At 56.0% G+C, this 19,309-nt stretch carries 15 protein-coding genes; 8 read left to right on the top strand and 7 right to left on the bottom strand.

The window, feature by feature from the left end:
• Nucleotides 1-85: 85 nt before the first annotated feature.
• Genes IPN69_07725 through IPN69_07715 form a run of 3 tightly spaced genes read left to right on the top strand, consistent with a single transcriptional unit; the run spans nt 86 to nt 7,432 of the window.
• Nucleotides 86-1,414 carry a Gfo/Idh/MocA family oxidoreductase gene (locus tag IPN69_07725; protein ID MBK8810609.1) on the top strand — a complete coding sequence of 443 codons (1,329 nt, stop codon included), beginning with the start codon at nt 86-88 and terminating at the stop codon, nt 1,412-1,414.
• A 13-nt stretch (nt 1,415-1,427) separates the two neighbouring features.
• Nucleotides 1,428-4,508: a hypothetical protein gene (locus IPN69_07720; GenBank protein MBK8810608.1), complete on the top strand. Its 3,081-nt coding sequence runs from the start codon at nt 1,428-1,430 to the stop codon at nt 4,506-4,508.
• A gap of 2 nt (nt 4,509-4,510) precedes the next feature.
• On the top strand, nt 4,511-7,432 hold the full coding sequence (locus IPN69_07715) for a GH92 family glycosyl hydrolase (protein ID MBK8810607.1): 2,922 nt from the start codon (nt 4,511-4,513) through the stop codon (nt 7,430-7,432).
• Between the two features lie 7 nt (nt 7,433-7,439).
• Here the strand turns inward: IPN69_07715 and IPN69_07710 are convergent, their stop codons facing one another.
• On the bottom strand, nt 7,440-8,186 hold the full coding sequence (locus IPN69_07710) for a slipin family protein (GenBank protein ID MBK8810606.1): 747 nt from the start codon (nt 8,184-8,186) through the stop codon (nt 7,440-7,442).
• Between the two features lie 112 nt (nt 8,187-8,298).
• Here IPN69_07710 and IPN69_07705 point away from each other — a divergent pair, with 112 nt between their 5' ends.
• The 3 genes from IPN69_07705 (at nt 8,299) to IPN69_07695 (ending at nt 10,635) form a co-directional block, all read left to right on the top strand.
• Entirely contained in the window at nt 8,299-9,804 is a 1,506-nt protein-coding gene (locus tag IPN69_07705) for a serine hydrolase (protein MBK8810605.1), read from the top strand.
• Nucleotides 9,805-9,870: 66 nt separating this feature from the next.
• A complete protein-coding gene (locus IPN69_07700; GenBank protein ID MBK8810604.1) occupies nt 9,871-10,293 on the top strand; it encodes a hypothetical protein in 423 nt (140 codons plus the stop codon).
• 141 nt (nt 10,294-10,434) lie between these two features.
• Entirely contained in the window at nt 10,435-10,635 is a 201-nt protein-coding gene (locus tag IPN69_07695) for a hypothetical protein (protein ID MBK8810603.1), read from the top strand.
• Between the two features lie 127 nt (nt 10,636-10,762).
• Here the strand turns inward: IPN69_07695 and IPN69_07690 are convergent, their stop codons facing one another.
• The 5 genes from IPN69_07690 to IPN69_07670 all read right to left on the bottom strand — a co-directional run bounded on the left by IPN69_07690 (nt 10,763) and on the right by IPN69_07670 (nt 16,284).
• Nucleotides 10,763-12,175: a DUF839 domain-containing protein gene (locus IPN69_07690; GenBank protein ID MBK8810602.1), complete on the bottom strand. Its 1,413-nt coding sequence runs from the start codon at nt 12,173-12,175 to the stop codon at nt 10,763-10,765.
• Nucleotides 12,176-12,217: 42 nt separating this feature from the next.
• On the bottom strand, nt 12,218-13,258 hold the full coding sequence (locus IPN69_07685; GenBank protein ID MBK8810601.1) for a saccharopine dehydrogenase NADP-binding domain-containing protein: 1,041 nt from the start codon (nt 13,256-13,258) through the stop codon (nt 12,218-12,220).
• Nucleotide 13,259: 1 nt separating this feature from the next.
• The gene (locus IPN69_07680) at nt 13,260-13,949 is read right to left on the bottom strand and encodes a leucyl/phenylalanyl-tRNA--protein transferase (protein MBK8810600.1); all 690 of its coding nucleotides are present in this window, start codon (nt 13,947-13,949) and stop codon (nt 13,260-13,262) included.
• A gap of 140 nt (nt 13,950-14,089) precedes the next feature.
• A complete protein-coding gene (locus IPN69_07675) occupies nt 14,090-15,178 on the bottom strand; it encodes a glycosyltransferase family 4 protein (GenBank protein ID MBK8810599.1) in 1,089 nt (362 codons plus the stop codon).
• Nucleotides 15,175-16,284 carry a glycosyltransferase gene (locus IPN69_07670; GenBank protein ID MBK8810598.1) on the bottom strand — a complete coding sequence of 370 codons (1,110 nt, stop codon included), beginning with the start codon at nt 16,282-16,284 and terminating at the stop codon, nt 15,175-15,177. Before IPN69_07670 ends, IPN69_07675 begins: the two co-directional genes overlap by 4 nt.
• Nucleotides 16,285-16,433: 149 nt before the next feature.
• Here IPN69_07670 and IPN69_07665 point away from each other — a divergent pair, with 149 nt between their 5' ends.
• Complete coding sequence (locus tag IPN69_07665) at nt 16,434-17,369, top strand: glycosyltransferase family 2 protein (GenBank protein MBK8810597.1); 936 nt, start codon at nt 16,434-16,436, stop codon at nt 17,367-17,369.
• Here the strand turns inward: IPN69_07665 and IPN69_07660 are convergent.
• A complete protein-coding gene (locus IPN69_07660) occupies nt 17,348-18,292 on the bottom strand; it encodes a methyltransferase domain-containing protein (GenBank protein MBK8810596.1) in 945 nt (314 codons plus the stop codon). The genes IPN69_07665 and IPN69_07660 overlap by 22 nt on opposite strands.
• 171 nt (nt 18,293-18,463) lie before the next feature.
• Here IPN69_07660 and IPN69_07655 point away from each other — a divergent pair, with 171 nt between their 5' ends.
• Entirely contained in the window at nt 18,464-19,294 is an 831-nt protein-coding gene (locus IPN69_07655; protein MBK8810595.1) for an ABC transporter permease, read from the top strand.
• The last annotated feature ends 15 nt before the right edge of the window (nt 19,295-19,309 follow it).

The following is a 19,309-nucleotide window of genomic DNA, read 5'->3' as shown; positions in this document are numbered from 1 at the left end:
TCCGCCTTCAGACGGTTCTGAACTTATTTGCGCAGAGTCGAGTTCAACGTGGAGGCCGCCTGAAGGCGGAACTCCAAACGAAAATATGAGCGAAAAAATTTCAAGACGCGATCTTTTCAAAACAGGCGCCGTCGCGACGATCGCGGCGACGCTGGTAACAAATTCCGAAGCAAAACCCGCGGGCAAATCGATGATCGGAGTGCCGTTTGAAAAGCGAGACAAAGTCCGCTTCGGGATCATCGGCAGCGGCGAACGCGGAACGTCAATGATCCAGGATTTTCTCGGCATCGAGAATCTCGAGATCAAAGCGATCTGCGACAACGTCAAAGCTAACGCCGAAGAAGGGCGCGCGATGATCGAGAAAGCCGGGCGGCCCGCGCCGGAACTCTACACCGACGGCGATTACGCGTTTCAAAAACTCGTCGCGCGAGATGATATCGATTTCGTTTACATCGCGACGCCCTGGGAATGGCACGCGCCGCAGGCGATCGCCGCGATGGAGGCCGGCAAACACGTCGGCGTCGAGGTCCCGATGGCGACGACGATGAAGGACATCTGGAAGCTTGTCGAAACGTCGGAACGCACGCGAAAACACTGTTTGATGCTCGAGAATTGCTGCTTCAACTATAACGAACTGCTTGTTCTCAATATGGTCCGCGACGACGTTTTCGGTGATTTGACCCACGCCGAGGCGGCCTACATTCACGATTTGCGATGGATCGTGAACGAGGGTCGCAGCGAGGGCCTGTGGCGCCGCGCGTGGCATACGCGAGTCAACGGAAATCTTTATCCGACACACGGACTGGGCCCGGTCGCCAACTATCTCGACATCAATCGCGGCGACAGGTTTGACTACCTCGTTTCGGTATCGTCCCCACAGCGATCGCTCGATGCCTATCGCGAAAAGACCGAGAAAAAGGACTCGCCGAAATGGCGCGAGAAGTACATCTGCGGTGATATGAATACGTCGATCATCAAAACCGCGAAAGGCGTGTCGATCATGCTCCAGCACGACGTTTCGACACCCCGCCCGTACACTCGCCACAATCACATTCAGGGTACCAAGGGCGCGTTCACCGATTTCCCCGGCCGCCTCTATCTTGACGGCCAGGAAGGCGGTCATAAATGGACGACGATCGAAAAGGTCAAGGACAAATACGAGCACTGGCTCTGGAAAAAACTCGGCGAAAAGGCGCGCGGAGCCGGCCACGGCGGAATGGACTTCGTGATGGCCTGGCGGATCGTGCAATACTTCAACGAAGGACTTGTTCCGGACAATGATGTTTACGACGGTGCGAGCTGGACGGCCCCGTTCCCGATGAGCGCCGAATCGGTCGCGAAGGGCTCGATGCCGATCAAGTTCCCCGATTTTACGCGCGGCCGCTGGAGCGAGAAGCGTGCTATGTTGGCCTGATTCGGAAACTGCTATGGACCGACGCGAATTCATCTCCAGATTGACGGCCACGGGATTTGCGACGCTGGCGTCGACTGCGGTCGGGTTCGCAGGTCCGTCGCCCGAGCTGAAGATCATTGTTTTTCAGGAGAAAGGCTTCCCGATCGTCAACGGGTTCGAGGGAGCTGAGGCAGCGCTTGATTCCGCGCTTCGCGGGCACCGAGTAGTTTTCGCCGATTCGGCTCGATTGCCGCAAGCACTCGCCGCCGGCGCCGACCTGTTCGTCAATCCGTACGGTGCGGCGTTTCCGAAGTCAGCTTGGCCGGCGATCTTTGGGTATCTCTCGAAAGGCGGAAATCTGCTCAATCTGGGCGGGGTTCCGTTCGCCGTCCCCGTCGCGAACGGTCGGGCGGAAACGCGGCAGGTCAATTTCCACAAACGTCTCGGAATCCTGCAATCGTTCGAATGCGTGCCTGCGATCACTTACCGTTCCGACGTCCTGAACGCTTTGCCGGAATCGATCCGTGTCAAGCGATGCTTCGCGCTTTACCCGAAACTCACGACCAGAGTCGATTTTCCCGACGAATCCGGCAGCGACGGAACGCGCGAGGCAACGTTGAGCGCGCTTGCCCATGGGCTCGACGCGCGACAACGCGTTATCTCCGCGCCCGCCGTCCTTATCGACCGCCGACTCGGCGAATTCGCCGGCGGGCGATGGGTTTTCGCAACATTTGAAGGAACGGCGAATCCGGAACTCATCCGGCAGTTGGCCGAGATCGCCGCCGTCGGCGCGCTCGAGATCAATGCCGCGACCGATTTTGCCTGTTACGAAGAGAAATGGATCCCAATACTCAAGATCTCGGCCGAAGATCCGGCGCGGCCAGGGACGCTGACGGCGCAGAGTGTCGGCATTGAAGTTGCCGACGCCAACGGGACGCGCGTTTTCGGAAACGTCCGGACGGATGCCGGCAAAATTGACGGATCGAACCCGTTGCGAATAGTACTTTCCGACGGGATATACCCGTACGCGCCCGGATACTACACCGTGAACATCACGCTAAGTATCAACCGCACTGGCCGACCCCACGCACGCGCCCTGAAAACGGGATTTTGGATCCGCGACCCGGCGCTGCTTGCATCGGGCAGCGCGATCACCGCCGACCGTCATTTCCTGAACCGCGACGGCAAGCCATTCCCCGTCACGGGAACGACCTATATGGCTTCCGACGTTGCCCGCCGATTCCTTCTCGAACCGAATCCCGCGGTTTGGTACGACGATTTTGCGGCGATGAAATCGTCCGGAGTGAATATGATCCGCACCGGGATTTGGACCGGATGGAAGTTGTATCTGAACCCGGACGGAACGGTCCGCGAACCGGTTCTCCGCGCGTTCGAGGCGTTTCTGCTGACGGCCCGGAAATTCGACATCCCGGTGATGTTCACTTTCTTCGCGTTCATCCCCGAGACGTTCGGCGGAAAAAACGCGTATCTCGACCCGAAAGCGATCGACGGACAAAAGCGTTTTCTTCGCGCATTCGCGAGGCGCGCCAGAAAGGCCAGGGACGTTTCGTGGGACCTGATCAATGAACCTTCGTTCGCTAATCCGAAGAACCTCTGGTCGTGCCGTCCGAATTACGATGAATTTGAAAAAGACGCCTGGCGCGCCTGGCTCGCGAAGAAATTCGACGAGAGTAACGAGATCGAACTCGCCGAGATTCTCCGATCGAAATGGCGCCTCACGGATCGCGAAGATCCGTTCGATCTCCCGCGCTTCGAAGATTTCGAATCGGTCAACATCATCGCGGATCGCCGTCCGATGAAAGCGCTCGATTTTCGGCTTTTCGCCCAAGACATCTTCGCAGATTGGGCTCGCGATCTCGCGACGACCCTTCGCGCCGAAGGCAGTGCCGAACAACTCGTCACGGTCGGACAGGACGAAGGCGGAACCGGAGACAGTCCAAGCCCGCAGTTCCATTCCGCATCGGTCGATCTGACCTCGCTTCACAACTGGTGGTCGAACGACGATCTGCTATGGGATAATGTCGTTTCAAAATCGCCCGACACGCCGAATCTGATCCAGGAAACCGGCGTGATGTCGTACGAGAAGGCCGACGGATCGGCGTGGCGTGACGAACAGACGGTCGCCGACCTTCTGAACCGGAAAATGGCGCTCGGGATCGGCGCGAACGCGTGCGGATTCATCGAATGGATCTGGAACACGAATCCGTTTATGAACATCGACAACGAGGCCGGAATCGGTTTCCTTCGTGTCGACGGCTCGGCAAAACCGGAACTTCGCGTCTTCGAGGATCTCGCCGTTTGGGTCCGGAGGAATCGTGACAATTTTCAGGGACGAATCGACGAGCAGGCCTTGCTCGTCATCCCGCACTCGTATCAGTTCACGCCGAGGAACTTCGCAGGCGAGGCGACGAAGCGCGCCGTGCGCGTAGCCCATTACCATTTGCGGCAAATGCTCCGCGCGGTATCCGAGTACAGGCTCGGATCACTCCGTGAAACGCCGCGCGTGTTGCTGATCCCGAGCCCGCGCGTTTTGACCGACGCCGCTTGGACGCGGATTCTCGAAATGGCGAGGAACGGGGCAACCGTCGCGATCACCGGATTTTTTGAGGAGAACGAGTATCTTGAACCGCGCGAACGGCTCGGAGCGATGACGGAGATCGGCGGCGCGGTTCCGGTCGCGCAGTTCGAATCGTTCAGGATCGGCGACAAAGACCTTCAGGTTCGATTCGGCGGTGAAAAGATCCAGCGCCTTGAGCGGGCAAAGGCGGAGGACACTGTTAGGATTTTTCCGGTTGGAAACGGACGGATCATCTGGTCTCCGGTTCCGCTCGAGGTCGGCGACACGCTCGTGCCGATCGAGGAGTTCTATCGGCTGGTGTTTCAGGAAGCGAAGCTCGAGCCGCTGTTCGAACTTCGTGACGGAAATCCGTCGCTGCTCGTTCGCGCGACCGAGTTTGCCGATTCGATTCTTTATCTGGCGATCAACGAAGCGTCGAAGCCGCAGGATGTCCGTTTGCGGAATCGCTCGAACAATACTGGATTCTGGATCGAGCTGCCGCCGGGAAAAACGGCGCTCACTTTTGTGGCAAAATAAGTATGAGAACTCCTATCGTTTTGATCTTCACGGTCTTGTTCCTCTCCCTGCCTGCTTTCGGGCAGTTGGGTGCCGATCCGGCGCGTTATGTCAATCCTTTCATCGGAACGGGCGGTCACGGCCACACTTTTCCGGGCGCGACGGTGCCGTTCGGGATGGTCCAACTTTCGCCCGACACGCGCGAGGACAACTGGGACGGATCGTCGGGCTACCATTACTCCGACAACGTCATTTGGGGTTTTTCGCACACTCATCTGAGCGGTACGGGAATCCCGGATTACTGCGATGTACTTTTCGCGCCGACGATCGGCGAACCCGAGTTTTTCGCCAAATCCGGTGACTTGAGCGAAAACGGTTACGCTTCGACTTTCAAACACGAAAACGAAAAAGCGGAGCCCGGATTCTATTCGGTGCGTCTCGAAGAGGGAAACATTCTCGCCGAAATGACGGCGACGACGCGTGTCGGATTTCATCGATACACGTTTCCGGCGACGAGCGAGGCAAACCTGATCGTCGATCTCAAGCATCGCGACAAGGTCACCGGATTTGAACTGAAGATCGTCGGTTCGACGCGGATCGAGGGGTATCGCCGTTCTTCATCGTGGGCACGGGATCAGATCGTTTACTTCGTTGCCGAGTTTTCGCAACCGTTTGAGGCGATCAAGAATGAGAACGAAGAAAAGCAGATCGCGCTCCGTTTCGATACGACCGAGGGAAAACCTGTGATGGTCAAAGTGGCGCTTTCGCCGACCGGAATCACGGGCGCGCGAAGGAATCTGCAGGCGGAACTTCCGCACTGGAACTTCGACAAGGTTCGCACCGATGCGCGCGCGAGTTGGAACAAAGAGCTTTCGAAGATCGAAGTTTCCGGCGGCACTGACGCCCAAATGACGAACTTCTATTCAGCGCTCTATCACACCGCGATCCAGCCGAATGTTTTCGACGATTTCGACGGTTCATATCGCGGGCTGGACAAACAGATCCACTCAAATCCCAAATCCCAGATCACAAATCCGCAATCCAACTACACTGTATTTTCCCTTTGGGACACTTTCCGCGCGGCCCATCCGCTGTACACGATCATCGACCGCAAGCGGACAGCCGATTTTGTCAATACGTTTATCCGAATGTATGAACAGGGCGGACGTCTTCCGGTCTGGGAACTCGCCGGAAACGAAACCGACACGATGATCGGTTATCACGCCGTTTCGGTGATTGCCGACGCGATGGCGAAAGGAATCGGCGGATTCGATTACGAAAAAGCGTTCGAGGCGGCCAAACACAGCGCGACGCTCGATCATTTTGGGCTCAAGGACTACAAACGCCGCGGCTACATTTCGATGGAAGACGAGCAGGAGTCGGTCTCGAAAACGCTCGAATACGCTTACAACGACTACTGTATCGCGGTTATGGCGCGGATTCTGAAAAAGCCGGATGACGAGTCGAACTATCTTCGCCGGGCACAGTTCTACAAGAACCTGTTCGATCGCGAAACTCGTTTTATGCGCCCGAAACAGAACGGCAACTGGATCTCGCCGTTCGCTCCGGGCGAAGTGACGTTTCATTTTACCGAGGGAAATTCGTGGGTTTACTCGTTCTTCGTCCCGCAGGACGTCTCCGGGTTGATGAAACTTCACGGCGGTGCGGCGCCGTTCGCCGATCGGCTGGAAGAGCTTTTCGCGACGAAGGAACCGCTGACGGGACGCGTTCAGCCGGACATCACCGGATTGATCGGGCAATACGCGCACGGCAACGAACCGTCGCATCACATCGCTTATCTTTTCAATTACGCCAGCCGGCCGTGGCGGACTCAGTTTTACATAAGGAAGATCCTCGATGAATTCTACAAACCGGAGCCGGACGGGCTGATCGGCAACGAAGACTGCGGCCAGATGTCGGCGTGGTACATTCTGAGCGCGCTCGGGTTTTATCCGGTGAATCCGTCCGATCCGACCTACGCGCTCGGAACGCCGCTCTTTCCGTCGGCGACGATCAGGCTCGAGAACGGAAAGTTATTTACCGTCAGAGCGAACGATGTTTCGGCGACGAACTACTATGTCCAGTCCGTGCGGCTCAACGGCAGGCCTTTGCGGAGATCGTACATTACACACAACGAGATCAACGCCGGCGGAACGATCGAATTTACGATGGGCCCGAAGCCGAATTTGAAGTGGTTCACCGCCGCACCGGTTTCGAAAATCAACCAGGAATCGCCCGCAGTTCCGACGATCGAGGCGCCGCGCAGTTTCGACGGCGAAGCGACGGTGAAGATCTCACGCCCCGATCCAAACGCCACTGTTTCGTATTCGATAGTCGATTCCGGCCCACTGGACGAAGCTCCGAAGCTCTACACGAAACCATTCAAGCTAAACAGATCGGCAACGATCCGCGCGGTTGCAGTTTTCAAAGACGGATCTGAGAGCATTCCCGTCGAATCCGTCCTGACGAAAATGCCGCACGATTGGGACGTCACGTTGTTCTCGACATACAATCGACAGTACACCGGCGGCGGCCCGAAAGGACTGATCGACGGCATCCGCGGAACGACGAATTTCGCCTCCGGCGAGTGGCAGGGATATCAATCGCAGGATTTTGTTGCGGTCATCGATCTCAAACGCGAAACCGAGATCCGGGAGCTCGGCGGCGGTTTTCTGCAGGTCGCGCGTTCGTGGATCTGGATGCCGGTGAAAGTTGAATTCGAGATCTCGAACGATGGCGTCAATTTCACAAAAGCCGCCGAAATAGTGACCGACGTCCCGGCAGAGGATATGGAACACAGAATTCGCGATTATCGCGCGAAGATCGCGCCGGCGAAGGCGCGATACGTTCGCGCGACAGCGCGAAACCTCGGCAAAATCCCCGCCTGGCATCCCGGCGCCGGCTTCGATGCGTTCATTTTCGTTGACGAGATCTTCGTCGACTGATCACTCTCTAACTCGACTTCGCAAAACGCTTCGCCGCTTCCGAAAATTCGGACGGGATCAGCACGACCGTCGTCGTGTTGTTGTCGATCCCGATCTCCGACAACATTTGCATACGTCTGAGTTCAAGCGCAATCGGGCTTTCTTCCATCTGTTTCGCGCCCTGCGTCAGCTTTACCGAAGCCTCGAGTTCGGCCTCGGCCTTGATCAAACGGGCGCGCTTTTCGCGGATGGCTTCGGCCTCGCGGGCCATTGCGCGCTGCATCGATTCAGGGATTTCAACGTCCTTCATCTCGACCATTTCGATCTTTATGCCCCACGGTTCGGTCGTCGAGTCGACCATCTTCTGAAGCGTCTGGTTGATCTTCTCGCGCTCTTTGAGAACCTCGTCGAGCTGGTTTTGTCCGATGATGTTCCGAAGTGCCGTGACCGAGAACTGGTAAACGGCCTGCTCGTAATTGGCGACCTCAAGGATTGCCTTCGACGCGTCAACGATCCGGAACCATAAAACCGCGTTGACCTTGATGGTCACGCTGTCCTTGGTAATCGTCTCCTGTTGCTCAAGGTTTACCGTTGTCGTTCGAATATCGACCTTCTGTTGCCGGTCGATTATGGGAACGAGGTAATAGATTCCGGGCCCCTTTACGGACTTGAACCGTCCGAGCCTGAATTTGACCGCGCGCTGGTATTCCTGAGCGACCCTGATTCCCGAAGCCGCGACAACCAGAATAACGAAGAGCAGTATTAATAGTGGCATTGTTTAGGAACCTCCCGTTGCGATTCTTTGCCGCACTCGTGATAATCTCTCTAAAAAGCCCAAAACGATGAGCCTACATATGAATAAACGCTTTCTACTTCTAATTGGTTTTGTGATTTTCCTTGTTTTTCAGGCAGCCGCACAGGACTACACCGCGAAGCTTGCAGAGATCGATGCCTACGCCGAAAAGACGCGCGCCGAATGGAATGTTCCGGGCGTTGCCGTCGCGATTGTCAAAGACGACAAAGTGATCTTTTCCAAAGGTTACGGAGTGCGCGACATCAACAAGCCGGAAAAGGTCGACGCCGACACGCTGTTCGCCATCGCCTCGAATTCGAAAGCGTTCACCGCCGCGAGCATCGCGATGCTGATCGCCGAAAAAAAGATCGGCGGTTGGGACGACAAGGTTTCGAAGTACCTTCCTGAATTTCAGATGTATGACCCTTGGGTCACGCACGAACTGACGATCCGTGACCTTCTTTCGCATCGTAGCGGGCTTGATACTTTCTCCGGCGATCTCTTGTGGTACGACACGACCTATTCGACCGATGAAATATTGCGGCGGGTCCGGTATTTGAAACCGACCTCGAGCTTTCGCACCAAGTATGGTTACCAGAACCTGATGTTCCTCGCCGCCGGGCGCGTGGTCGAAAAAGCGTCGGGAATGCCGTGGGCGAAGTTCGTCGAGGAACGCATCCTCAAACCGCTTAAAATGAAACGGACGAAAATGTCCGTCCGCGACGTCAAGGAAAATTACGCCTCGCCGCACAATGAATCGACCGGCAAGATGCGCGCGCTTCCGCTTGGAAAACTCGACGACGCAATCGGACTCGTGGGCCTCAATTCATCGGTCAACGAGCTGGCGAACTGGTTTCGTATGCTGCTCGCCCGCGGAAAATTCGATGGCAAACAACTGATTCCGGAGAAGCTTGTCGGTGATCTTCAGACTCAGAATATGTTCATCCCGGTGAACCCTTTCCCGGCCAAAGAAGCGCCGGGACAGATCACGAACGGTTACGGGCTCGGGTTCTTCATCGCCGACTACCGCGGACGCAAAATGCTCAATCACTCGGGCGGGCTCGACGGAATGATCTCGCAGACGTGTTTTCTGCCGCAGGAGCAACTCGCGGTGGTCGTGCTGACGAATTCCGAATCGAGCGTCTCAGCCTACATCCGCAACAAGATTCTCGACACGATGCTCGACGGGCCGAAACGCGATTGGAGCGCCGAGGCGCTTGAGCGCTCCAAGGCGGCAAAGGCCCGTGAGGCCGACGAAGACAAGAAAAAAGACGCTTCGCGCGTCGCCAACACCAAGCCGTCGCTCGCGCTTAAGGACTACGCCGGCACGTATTCGTCGGAGATGTACGGCGATGTAACGATCGACGACGAGAATGGAAAGCTGGTGATGCGACTCAAACCCGCACCGAACTTCGTCGCCGATCTCGAGCACTGGCATTTCGACACGTGGCTCATCAAATGGCGGCCGACGGTGAATTACAACTTCCCGCGCGGTTGGGTGACGTTCACGCTCGACGGCAACGGCAAGACAGACCAGCTCAAGATCGATCAACCGAACAACGATTTCTGGTTCTACGAGCTTGAACTGAAGCGAAAATAGTTGCGATATCTAAGAATTCGGTTATACTTTCGGCGCTAACCAAAAAACTCGAAAGGAGAATCGAATATGAATTCGAAGTTCATCATTTCACTGGTCGTTGCGTTCGTCATTGCAATGGGCGGGAGTTTCGTCGTCCACGGCGTGATACTGAATCCGGAATATATGAAGCTGACGTCGATGTTTCGGTCCGAAGCGGACGCCGCCGGCTATTTTCCGTTTATGCTTCTGGCTCACGTGTTCATCGCGGCCGGGCTGGTCTGGATTTATCGCCAGGGAATGAACAATGGACCTTGGCTTGTGCAGGGAATCCGGTTCGCGCTGGCAATTGTCTGCGTCGCGACGATTCCGATGTATCTGATCTATTATGCGGTTCAACCGACCCCCGGAGCGGTTGTTGTAAAACAGATCATCGGCGATGCCGTTTCGTTGATAATCAACGGAATCGTGATCGCATTCATCAACAAACCGGCCGAATCGAACGCCGGCTAGCCGGGACTGCCGAATTTCAACTACTCTTCAACGTGTCACGGCGCGCGGATAGTGGACTGTATTTTGCCAAGTGTGCGACAATACGTGTACTATCATAAGTTTGAAGGAAAACGATAATTTAACAGGAGATTTTTGTAATTGATGTCAGAGAACGCAACAGTCACGGCGGAAGAAACGGCCGAGGCAACTGAAACCACGCAAGATGTTTCGTATCATGCAGTTGAAAAGGAAGGAAGCGTGACCGCAATCTGGGAAATGCAGGGTCACAAGCACGTCCGCACGATCGACCCGCGCTCCAGCGAAGGCAAGCAGATCCTCGCGCTCTTCGAAACCGCAGCCTAGTTCCGGTAGTTATCGGCAGTTGGCAACCGCATTGGCATTCTTGTCGAGTGCTAGCTTTTTTGCGCGAAATTACCGGTCAATCTCAGTCGGTTTTCTCAATGCGGCCCGCCAAACCAAGTATTCTTAGCTAGTTCCTGAACTTTTTCCAATCTCCCCAAATCGCAAAAGTCGCTCCGACCGTTTGCAGATTCACGAACATAGTTTTGCCGTCGCGTGAAAAAGCCGATCCGGCGAACTCGCTGGATTCTTTGCCGGGCGAAATGTTCTTCGCAAAATCGGCAATTCGTCCGTCCGCAGTCAGAATTCGTACGAAGTTTTCGGGCTTACCCGAAACTTCCTTGTAATCGCTGTCTTCGCAAACAAACAGGAGCCCGCTTTTCGGGTGGAGACAGATGTTGTCCGGCATATCGAGAACCTCACGGCTCGGCGATTCGAACATCAGAGTCAGCGTTCCTTCATCTTTACCGGTCGGTGTGTACAACCAGATCTGGCCGGCACGATGTTCGCCGCCGTCGGTTGAATCAAAGAAGATCCTGCCTTTAGCATCTGCGCAAATACCTTCGAGACGCGTGAAGACCGCACAGCCCTTTGCAATTCCCTGTTTTATCACCGCCGCATCGTCGGTATCCGCGATTTCCGGATCCGGGTTGTCGATCGTCACCCATTTCGCTTTAAGAACCGCCCCGGTACTCTGACCTTTGCGTGTGTCGTAGTTATCCCTGTCGGCAACTTTCAGAACTTGGAGAACGCCGCCTTCGGCGAGACGCTTGTTTCGTTTCGGCAAAAACCGGTAAAACCCGGCCGGGTTGTAGTCTTCGGTCAGATAAACGACTCCGGATTTCTTGTCGACGGCGATCGCTTCGTGGACGAAACGCCCCATCGCTTTGAGCGGAACGGGCGTGACCGCTGAATTGGCCGATGCCGGAACCTCGAAACAATAACCGTGCGGCTTCGCGAAACCGCCGGTCTTCTTACCGCTCGAACTCGTCCGGACGGTCGGCCCCAGCGTCGTTTCTTCGCACGAGATCCAACTTCCCCAGGGTGTCGGTCCGCCGGCACAGTTGATCAGCGTTCCCGACAGACTCACGAAATCGCGTTCGATCAGACGCGTCTTCGGATTGATGACAAGCGTTGTCGTGCCGCCACCGGCGGTTTCGTCATAATGATTCGCGGTTCCGATCCCGGCGCCCGAAACCGGTATTTTGTCGTTAACGACCTCGTGGTTGCGCACGACGCGGAGTTCGCCGCCAACCTTGAAGGTCGCCATTCCGTCGTGCTTGGTGGGCGTTATTCGTCCGTCCGACATCCGATCGCCGGCCGTTCCGATGACCGTGTACCTAAACCCATTCGGGAGTGCTAGATGAGAGACTTCTGAATTCAAAGCTTTGGTCGGAATGAGTTCACCGAAACCCGGCGCCTTGAATCGCGAAACGTCGCCGGTTTGCGCCAGAACTTCGGCGCGCCTTCCCAAGCCGCTGCATGCCAGCGCCAAGCCGCCGGAAAATGCTCCCAAATGATGTATGAAGCGTCTTCTGTCCATATAGCCAAATCCACAAAACGTGAACTGAATCCTATGCTCAATTCAAGAGTCCCGACTTGTCCCTTCGATTTCGAGAATCAGATCGGCTCCGTAACATTTCGCCGGTGTTTGGAAACCCGGACAGAATTCTCCGCCGAGGATCTTCTCCGCGATCTTGAGGGCCGTCAGCGCGGTCAGCGTATAGCCTTCGGGGCCGAACTGGCGGGCTTCGACGGCGTTTCCGTCTTCGTCCGCCGCGTGGCCCCAAAGATAGGTCTTGCCTTTCGCCCGTTCGTCGTCGCTCGGACCGCCCGCCGGGATCTGTTTTTGAAGGACGGCCTGAATCGGACCCGTTGCCAGCAGCCAACCGAGATAGCGGCTCAATTTCAAGAGCGTCCGGCTCGAGTCAGGCAGCACGGTATAAACTTCAATATTGGGAATGCCGGTCGAATAGTAGGCCGTCGAAACATCCCCCCACGGAATCGTCACGCCTGTCTTCGTGAACTCGCCGAAATCGATCTCGCGAGTCTTGTACGCCGACGGTACGGTCACGATCTCGCCGTCGCGTCGTACCGCGCCGCCGCGCCCGACGTTCATCGTCATCGTCGCCTGCGTTCCGTGTGAGATGCGCCCGAGCCCGTAAAACGCGAGCGTCAGCTCGGTCGCCGACGGCAGGCGATCCTTAAGATGCCGCGCGAGGCAATCCGACGGTACGACATCGAAACCGACACCCGGCATCACCATAATGCCTGCGGCTTTTGCGTGTTCGTCGAGGAGCGCCATCGATTCGAACACCGAGATCTCGCCGGTTATATCGAGATAGTGCCGCTTGGTGCGCAGGCACGCCTCGGCCATCGGCCGCGACGTGATCGAAAACGGTCCGGCCGCGTGAATCACGAAATCGACCTCGCCGAGCGCTGTATCGAGTTTTTCGGTCTCCTCAAGCGAAAAAACGCGCGATTCGAAGCCGAATCGTTGCGCGATTTCGTCAATTCCGGCCGCGTTGCGTCCCGCGAGGATCGGTTTCATCCCGCGTTCGGCCGCGTACCGCGCGATCAGTTCGCCGGTATATCCGTTTGCTCCGTAAATAAGGAAATTAGCCATATCAAAATAGTTCAAGTTTCAACGCGCAAGTTTCCTCGAGTTTATCCAAAAATTCCGTGCGGTCAATTTCTTTTGCGCCAAATGCTTCAAAATGCGGCGTCATCACTTGGATGTCGAGCCACGTCGCGCCGCGTGAGCGAAGATGTTCGACGAGAAAAAGCAGCGCGAACTTGGACGCGTTTGATCGTTTGAAGAACATACTCTCGCCGCAGAAAACGCCGCCGGAGTCGACGCCGTAGAGTCCTCCGACCAGTTCATCGCCGTCCCAAACCTCGACGCTGTGGGCATCGCCCGCACGATGAAGTTCTCCGAATGCGAGTTTGAAATCCGCGGTGATCCAGGTTCCGGCGCCATCGCTGCGAACGGTCGCGGCGCAGCTTTCGACGACCTCTCTGAAACTCCGGTCGATCGAAAAAGTGAACTCGGTCTTGCGGTACTCACGGCGCAGACTCCGGGAAACGCGCAAGTTCTCAAACTCGAGAATGGCTCGTCGTTCGGGACAAAACCAAGGTAGCGGAACGCCCTCGATATGCCATGGAAATATGCCGCTGCGATACGCTGTGCGTAGATTCTCGACCGTCATTTCGCCCCCGAAACCAATGATGTCTCGGGCATTGTAGTAGTAGTCGCCGATCAGCACCCATTCGCTGAATATGTGCCGGCGCGGATTTGGAAACGCGATCGTGGACATTTGACGGAATTCCTATGACGAAAATAGCAAATCGCGGGCGTAAAGGAAACGCCCGGTTTGGCAGCTATGGTTTTGAGTCGAGAGCGGGGATATTCGGAATAGTTGATAGCGGATAGGTGTTAGTTGATAAATCGCCCGCGTCACCGAAGGTTCTCATAGATCGCGAGAAATTCCCTCGCGATCTCGGCGGGCAAAAGCGACTTGCCGAGTTTCAGATTTTCACCGCTCATTGATTCGCGAAGCTGTGTGTTTTCAATCAGTTTGCCGATCTTCTCGGCAATATTATCGGGATCCTGCGTCGAAAACAGACAGTTTTCCGGCTCGCTCATATAGTCGGCGGCGGCGCGGACCGGTGTGGTCACGATCGGCAGCCCGACTGCGACCGCCTTGAAAAGTACGTTTGGAAAGCCTTCGGGATGGCGCGTCGGAAAAACGAAGATATCGCAATCGAAAAAGTGGCTCGTGACGTCCGATTCGGGGATGTAACCCGTGAAGTGCACGCGGTCCGTAAGTTCAAGTTCGGCGACGAGACGTTCGGCTTCGGAGCGAGTTTCGCCGTCCCCGAGCGCGATCAGCTCAAAGTCGAATCCGCGATCACGAAGGTTCGCACAGGCGCGAATCGTCTCGATCAGGCCTTTTGCCGGAATGAAGCGAGAAACGAACAACAGGCGGAATCGCCCGTTTGGTTCCTTTTGATCCCTGACGAAACTATCGGGCAAATCCGCGTGGATGGTGACGGCGTTCTTCACAAAATGAAATTTCCGTTCGTCGAAGCCGAGCTCGAGGAAATTCTTCATCTCCTCCCGCGTGTGGATGCCGAAACCGTCAACGCGGCGCTTCAGGAAACTGATCAGAAACCGGACGAAAAAATTCGTTTCGGCAAATCTTTCGGCTTCGGAACCGTGAAGCTTCAAAAAGACCTTCGCGCTCCCGGGGCGCATCCAAAAGATCGAGAACGAATCCCGAAGTATCGTCTTGAGATCGAACGCCGTGTTTAGGTGGATAACGTCGAATTCCTGTTTCTTCAGTATTTTGCGAAACCGATTCGCGGTTTTGACAACACGCCGGATGCGTTCGAAGATCGGAGTCGGCTTGTCCCTGTCACCGTAAACGTAAACCTCGTCGGTAACCTCCACGCCCGCTGCGCGCAAAGCATCGACGAACGGGGGTTCGCTCGACGCCGGACCGCCCCAGGAATCTTTGCTCGGCATTCCGATCAGAATCTTCATCGTACGATCCGTTCGTAAAGCTCCTTCAAACCGCGCAGGTGCGCTTCGATGCTGTAGTTTTTGATCCCGAACTGCCGACCGCTTTCCGCGAGAGCGAGGCGCCGATCCTCGTCGCCGAGAAGATCCAGCAACCGCGCGGCGAGTTCGTCCGGATTTCCGGTCTTGAAGATCTCGGCGCAGCGTCCATTGTCCGAAACTTCGATGAGCGGTTCGATGTCGGACAGGACGAGCGGCAAACCGGCGAGCATCGCTTCCGAAACCGCGACCGGCAACCCCTCGCGCCGGGACGAAAGAACAAAGACGTCGAGCGCCGCAAGAACGTCTCCGACATCGCTGCGTCCGCCGAGGAAATGGACGCGGTCGGCGATGTTGTTCTTTAAGCAAAAGTTCAGACAATCGGCGAATTTGTCCTCCGCGCCGTTCTCGATCTTGCCGGCAAAGACCATATTCGCATTCCGGTGCTCGTCGAACACACGCGGCAGCGCGCGGCAGACCGTCAACTGATCCTTGCGTAGTTCGGCGTAGAAATTGCCGACCATTCCGATCAGGCGCGCGTCACCCGAAAGCCCGAGTTCCTTTTTGAGACTCTTTCCCGTCGGTTTAAGGCGTTTTGCATCGGCACCGTTCGGGATAACGGTAAAATTCGACGTGTCGAACCGATCGGTTTCGGCGTGAAGCCGTTTCAAACCCTTGCTGACGACAACGTTCGCGTCCATTCGCGGAATCAGAAACCGAAGCGTTCGACGGTTCTTCCAGTCATAAACCGTTCCACCCTGGAAACTCAGAACCCTTCGGACATTCTTCAATCCGCGCGTCGCAAGATAAAGGTGCAGGCCCTCGACCGCCTGATAACCGTGAACGACCTCGATTCCGCGCTCCTTGATGATCCGGCGCAACTGCGACGCAAGATAAAGATCGATCGGGAACTTGCGCCCGAGCCGAATGAATGCCGCGCCCGACTCGCGAAACTCCTCTTCAAGCGTTCCACCTTGCGCCGTCACAAATGTCATTTCCAGACCGAAATCGAGCGCGTTGCGGCAGATGTCGAGCACCTGCGTTTCAGCGCCGCCGCGATTTGTCGTGTCGAGAAAATGAAGAACCCGCATAGGGATTTTGGATTTTGGATTCTGATTCTGGATTTGCGGCGATGCGATTTGCAAGGACCGTTTAGCCGCTAGCAAATCCCCAAATCCGCGATCGCAAATCATAATTCCGAAATTAGCGGGCTTCGGACGTATCGCGCTAAACTACACCCGTGTCCGAAGTAACCGTTCTCGTGCCGAGCTACAACCATGCGCCATTTGTCGAGCGAACACTTCGTTCGATCTTCGCGCAGACGTTGCGCCCGAAGAAACTGATTGTAATTGACGACGGTTCAAAAGACGAATCCGTCGCCGTCATCGAACGCGTCCTCGCCGACTGCCATTTCGATTCGGAATTGATTGTACGCGAGAACCGCGGACTCTGCGCCACATTGAACGAGGGCTTCGGCCTGACCGAAAGTCAGTTTTTCGCCTACATCAGTTCGGACGACATCTGGTTGCCTGAGTTTCTTGCCAGTCGCGTTGCGCTGCTCGAACAACGTCCAAAGGCCGTTCTCGCGTATGGCCACGCCTACCTCGTCGACGAATCGGACAATGTTTTTGACTCGACCGACAAATGGGGCGCTTACGCAGACGGCAATGCGCTTTCGATGCTTCTTTATCCGATCATTCCGACGAGCGCGAGCGTCGTTTACCGGCGTTCGGCGCTCGAAAAATGCAGTTGGAACGAGGATTCGATACTTGAAGATTACGAACTTTATCTGCGGCTGACCGCGGTCGGCGAGTTTGCGCTTGACCCAAAGATGCTGTCAGCCTGGCGCATTCACGGTTACAACACGAGCGCCGATTTCCCGCTGATGATGAACGAATGGCTTGAGGCGCAACGCCGGACGCGCGTCGAAACGGGATTGACCGAAAGCGAACTCGAGAACGCACAGACCAAACTCAAATTCCGATGCGTCGCCGATTTCATACGCAACGGGCATCGCCGCCAAGGCTGGACGCTTTTTCGGCAGAATCTGAAGGGTGCCGACTCTCACGCCGCCGCGCTGCGGATGTTGTTTAGGTTTTTCGTGCCGGGATTCGTATTTGCTGGGAAGGCGCGAGCGGCGCGCTTCCTATCGCGTCAGCGGATCGACCCGCGATAACCGCCGATCAGTTCCACGTCGTCGAGTTCAAGTTCGGATCGCGTGCCGAAAAAGTAATAACTCAGCGCCGCGTCGTAGGTCCCGGGCTTGTCGATCAGGAAATAGTCGAAGTACTTGAGCCAAAATCCCGTCCAGCTCGCGAACGCGAACGCGATCCGCCGCAGGATCTGACTCGTGAAAAAACTCTGGAGAAAATACGCGTAGGACCAGGCAAGCGCCATTCCCGGCCCGCACGTCGCGCCGCTCGCAATCTCGGTGAATCGCCGGAAAAGCCGCCGGTGCGCGAGATGCGAGAAACGCTGGAAATCATACTTTCCAAGATGAACCTGAGCCATAAACGGAGTTTCGGCATAAACGAGCCCGTCATCCTTGAGCACGCGATGAATTTCGGAAACGCAACGAACCGGATCGACGACGTGCTCAAGGACAGCCTGCACGATAACGCCGTCGAATGTTCCTTCCCGAAACGGGAGATCGTGCGCATCGCAGACGATCGCTGTCCGATCGCCGAACGCGACGTCGGTCTCGACCAACGCTATGCTCTCCGGAAGTTCGTTGATCTTGAAGCCCTCGCCTTCGACCGCGCCGCCGACAACCAACAGTCGTTGATTCGGTCCGCGCTCTCCAAGCCGGGAGATCAGCTCTTCGAAATTCTCTTTCGATTTGACGTTAAGGTTCAGCGACGGAACCAATCGCTTGGCAAACCGCATCCACGCCGGAACGGCGGTCTTGTATGTCGTGTCTCGTTGCGCAACGAAATCAGCGATCCTAAAAAGACTGTTGTCGTCGTTGATCAAAACCGGAACTCCGCCGATGATCGGGTAATCGGTGCGGCAATCGGGACATCTGAACGGTTCGCCGGCCGGCAGCGAACATTTGCAGCGCGGGCAGGCGAGATCTTCGAGAATGTCTTCCTTTAGCATCGGATTCTTAGTTGCGCTATACTTTCGGGTAAAGTTTAGAGTCTGAAACGGTTAGTTGCAAACAACGGCGACGGTTGCCGTTCGACGATGAATCACGAACGCAGCGCAATTCGGAAAGACTATAAAATCGCAAGACGGATCGCGCTCCGGGTCAGAATCGATGGGTAAAGGATGAGAGCTGACGAAACACAGATCACGAAGATCGGGCCCGAACACGGCTTCCTGAGACTCGATTTGAAGGACATTTGGAACTATCGCGAGTTGCTCTACTTTCTTACCTTGCGCGACATCAAGGTCCGCTACAAGCAAACCGCCATCGGCGTTTTTTGGGCGGTTCTGCAGCCGGTTCTGACGACCTTGATCTTTGCCGTCGTTTTCAGCCAGATCGCCCGTTTCGATACGGCGGGCCCTCCGTACCCGCTCTATGTTTTGAGCGGATTGCTCGTTTGGCTGTTCGTTTTCAACGCCGTCACCTTTGCTTCGGGCAGTTTGATCGGCAACACGAATCTTGTCACAAAGGTCTATTTTCCGCGAATGATCGTGCCGATCGCAGCGACGCTCGCCGGACTTGTCGATCTCGTTCCGGGCTTGTTCGTCCTACTCGCGCTGATGGCTTTTTACGGCGTTGCGGTCTCGCCGGCGATACTGCTGATCCCGGTCTTTCTGGGACTGACGGTGATCCTCGCATTGGGTGTCGGAACGCTCTTTGCGGCGCTCAACGTCCGTTTTCGCGACGTGAAATTCGCGCTGCCGTTTGCGCTCCAGATCTGGATGTTCATTTCGCCGATCTTTTATCCGCTCGATATTTTGCCGCCGAAGGCGCAGACGTTGATCGCATTTAACCCGTTGACCGGCATTTTGCAGGGATTTCGAGCGGCCCTTTTCGGCGAACAGATCGACTGGAGGCTGACCGCGCTTTCGTGCATCGGCACATTTGCGGTGTTGCTGGTTTCGCTCTTGATCTTCAAGCGGATGGAGGACGATTTCGCCGACTCGATCTGAGAGTCACTGGACGCA

The organism is Acidobacteriota bacterium, from assembly GCA_016715115.1.
GTDB lineage: Bacteria > Acidobacteriota > Blastocatellia > Pyrinomonadales > Pyrinomonadaceae > JAFDVJ01.
This window is presented reverse-complemented; position numbering and strand designations above follow the sequence as displayed.

Coding starts and splice junctions, on each gene's coding strand:
- IPN69_07660 (MBK8810596.1), bottom strand. CDS start 18,292: ATGCTAAAGGAAGACATTCTCGAAGATCTCGCCTGCCCGCGCTGCAAA.
- IPN69_07670 (MBK8810598.1), bottom strand. CDS start 16,284: ATGCGGGTTCTTCATTTTCTCGACACGACAAATCGCGGCGGCGCTGAA.
- IPN69_07680 (MBK8810600.1), bottom strand. CDS start 13,949: ATGTCCACGATCGCGTTTCCAAATCCGCGCCGGCACATATTCAGCGAA.
- IPN69_07715 (MBK8810607.1), top strand. CDS start 4,511: ATGAGAACTCCTATCGTTTTGATCTTCACGGTCTTGTTCCTCTCCCTG.
- IPN69_07700 (MBK8810604.1), top strand. CDS start 9,871: ATGAATTCGAAGTTCATCATTTCACTGGTCGTTGCGTTCGTCATTGCA.
- IPN69_07675 (MBK8810599.1), bottom strand. CDS start 15,178: ATGAAGATTCTGATCGGAATGCCGAGCAAAGATTCCTGGGGCGGTCCG.
- IPN69_07695 (MBK8810603.1), top strand. CDS start 10,435: ATGTCAGAGAACGCAACAGTCACGGCGGAAGAAACGGCCGAGGCAACT.
- IPN69_07690 (MBK8810602.1), bottom strand. CDS start 12,175: ATGGACAGAAGACGCTTCATACATCATTTGGGAGCATTTTCCGGCGGC.
- IPN69_07710 (MBK8810606.1), bottom strand. CDS start 8,186: ATGCCACTATTAATACTGCTCTTCGTTATTCTGGTTGTCGCGGCTTCG.
- IPN69_07720 (MBK8810608.1), top strand. CDS start 1,428: ATGGACCGACGCGAATTCATCTCCAGATTGACGGCCACGGGATTTGCG.
- IPN69_07655 (MBK8810595.1), top strand. CDS start 18,464: ATGAGAGCTGACGAAACACAGATCACGAAGATCGGGCCCGAACACGGC.
- IPN69_07685 (MBK8810601.1), bottom strand. CDS start 13,258: ATGGCTAATTTCCTTATTTACGGAGCAAACGGATATACCGGCGAACTG.
- IPN69_07725 (MBK8810609.1), top strand. CDS start 86: ATGAGCGAAAAAATTTCAAGACGCGATCTTTTCAAAACAGGCGCCGTC.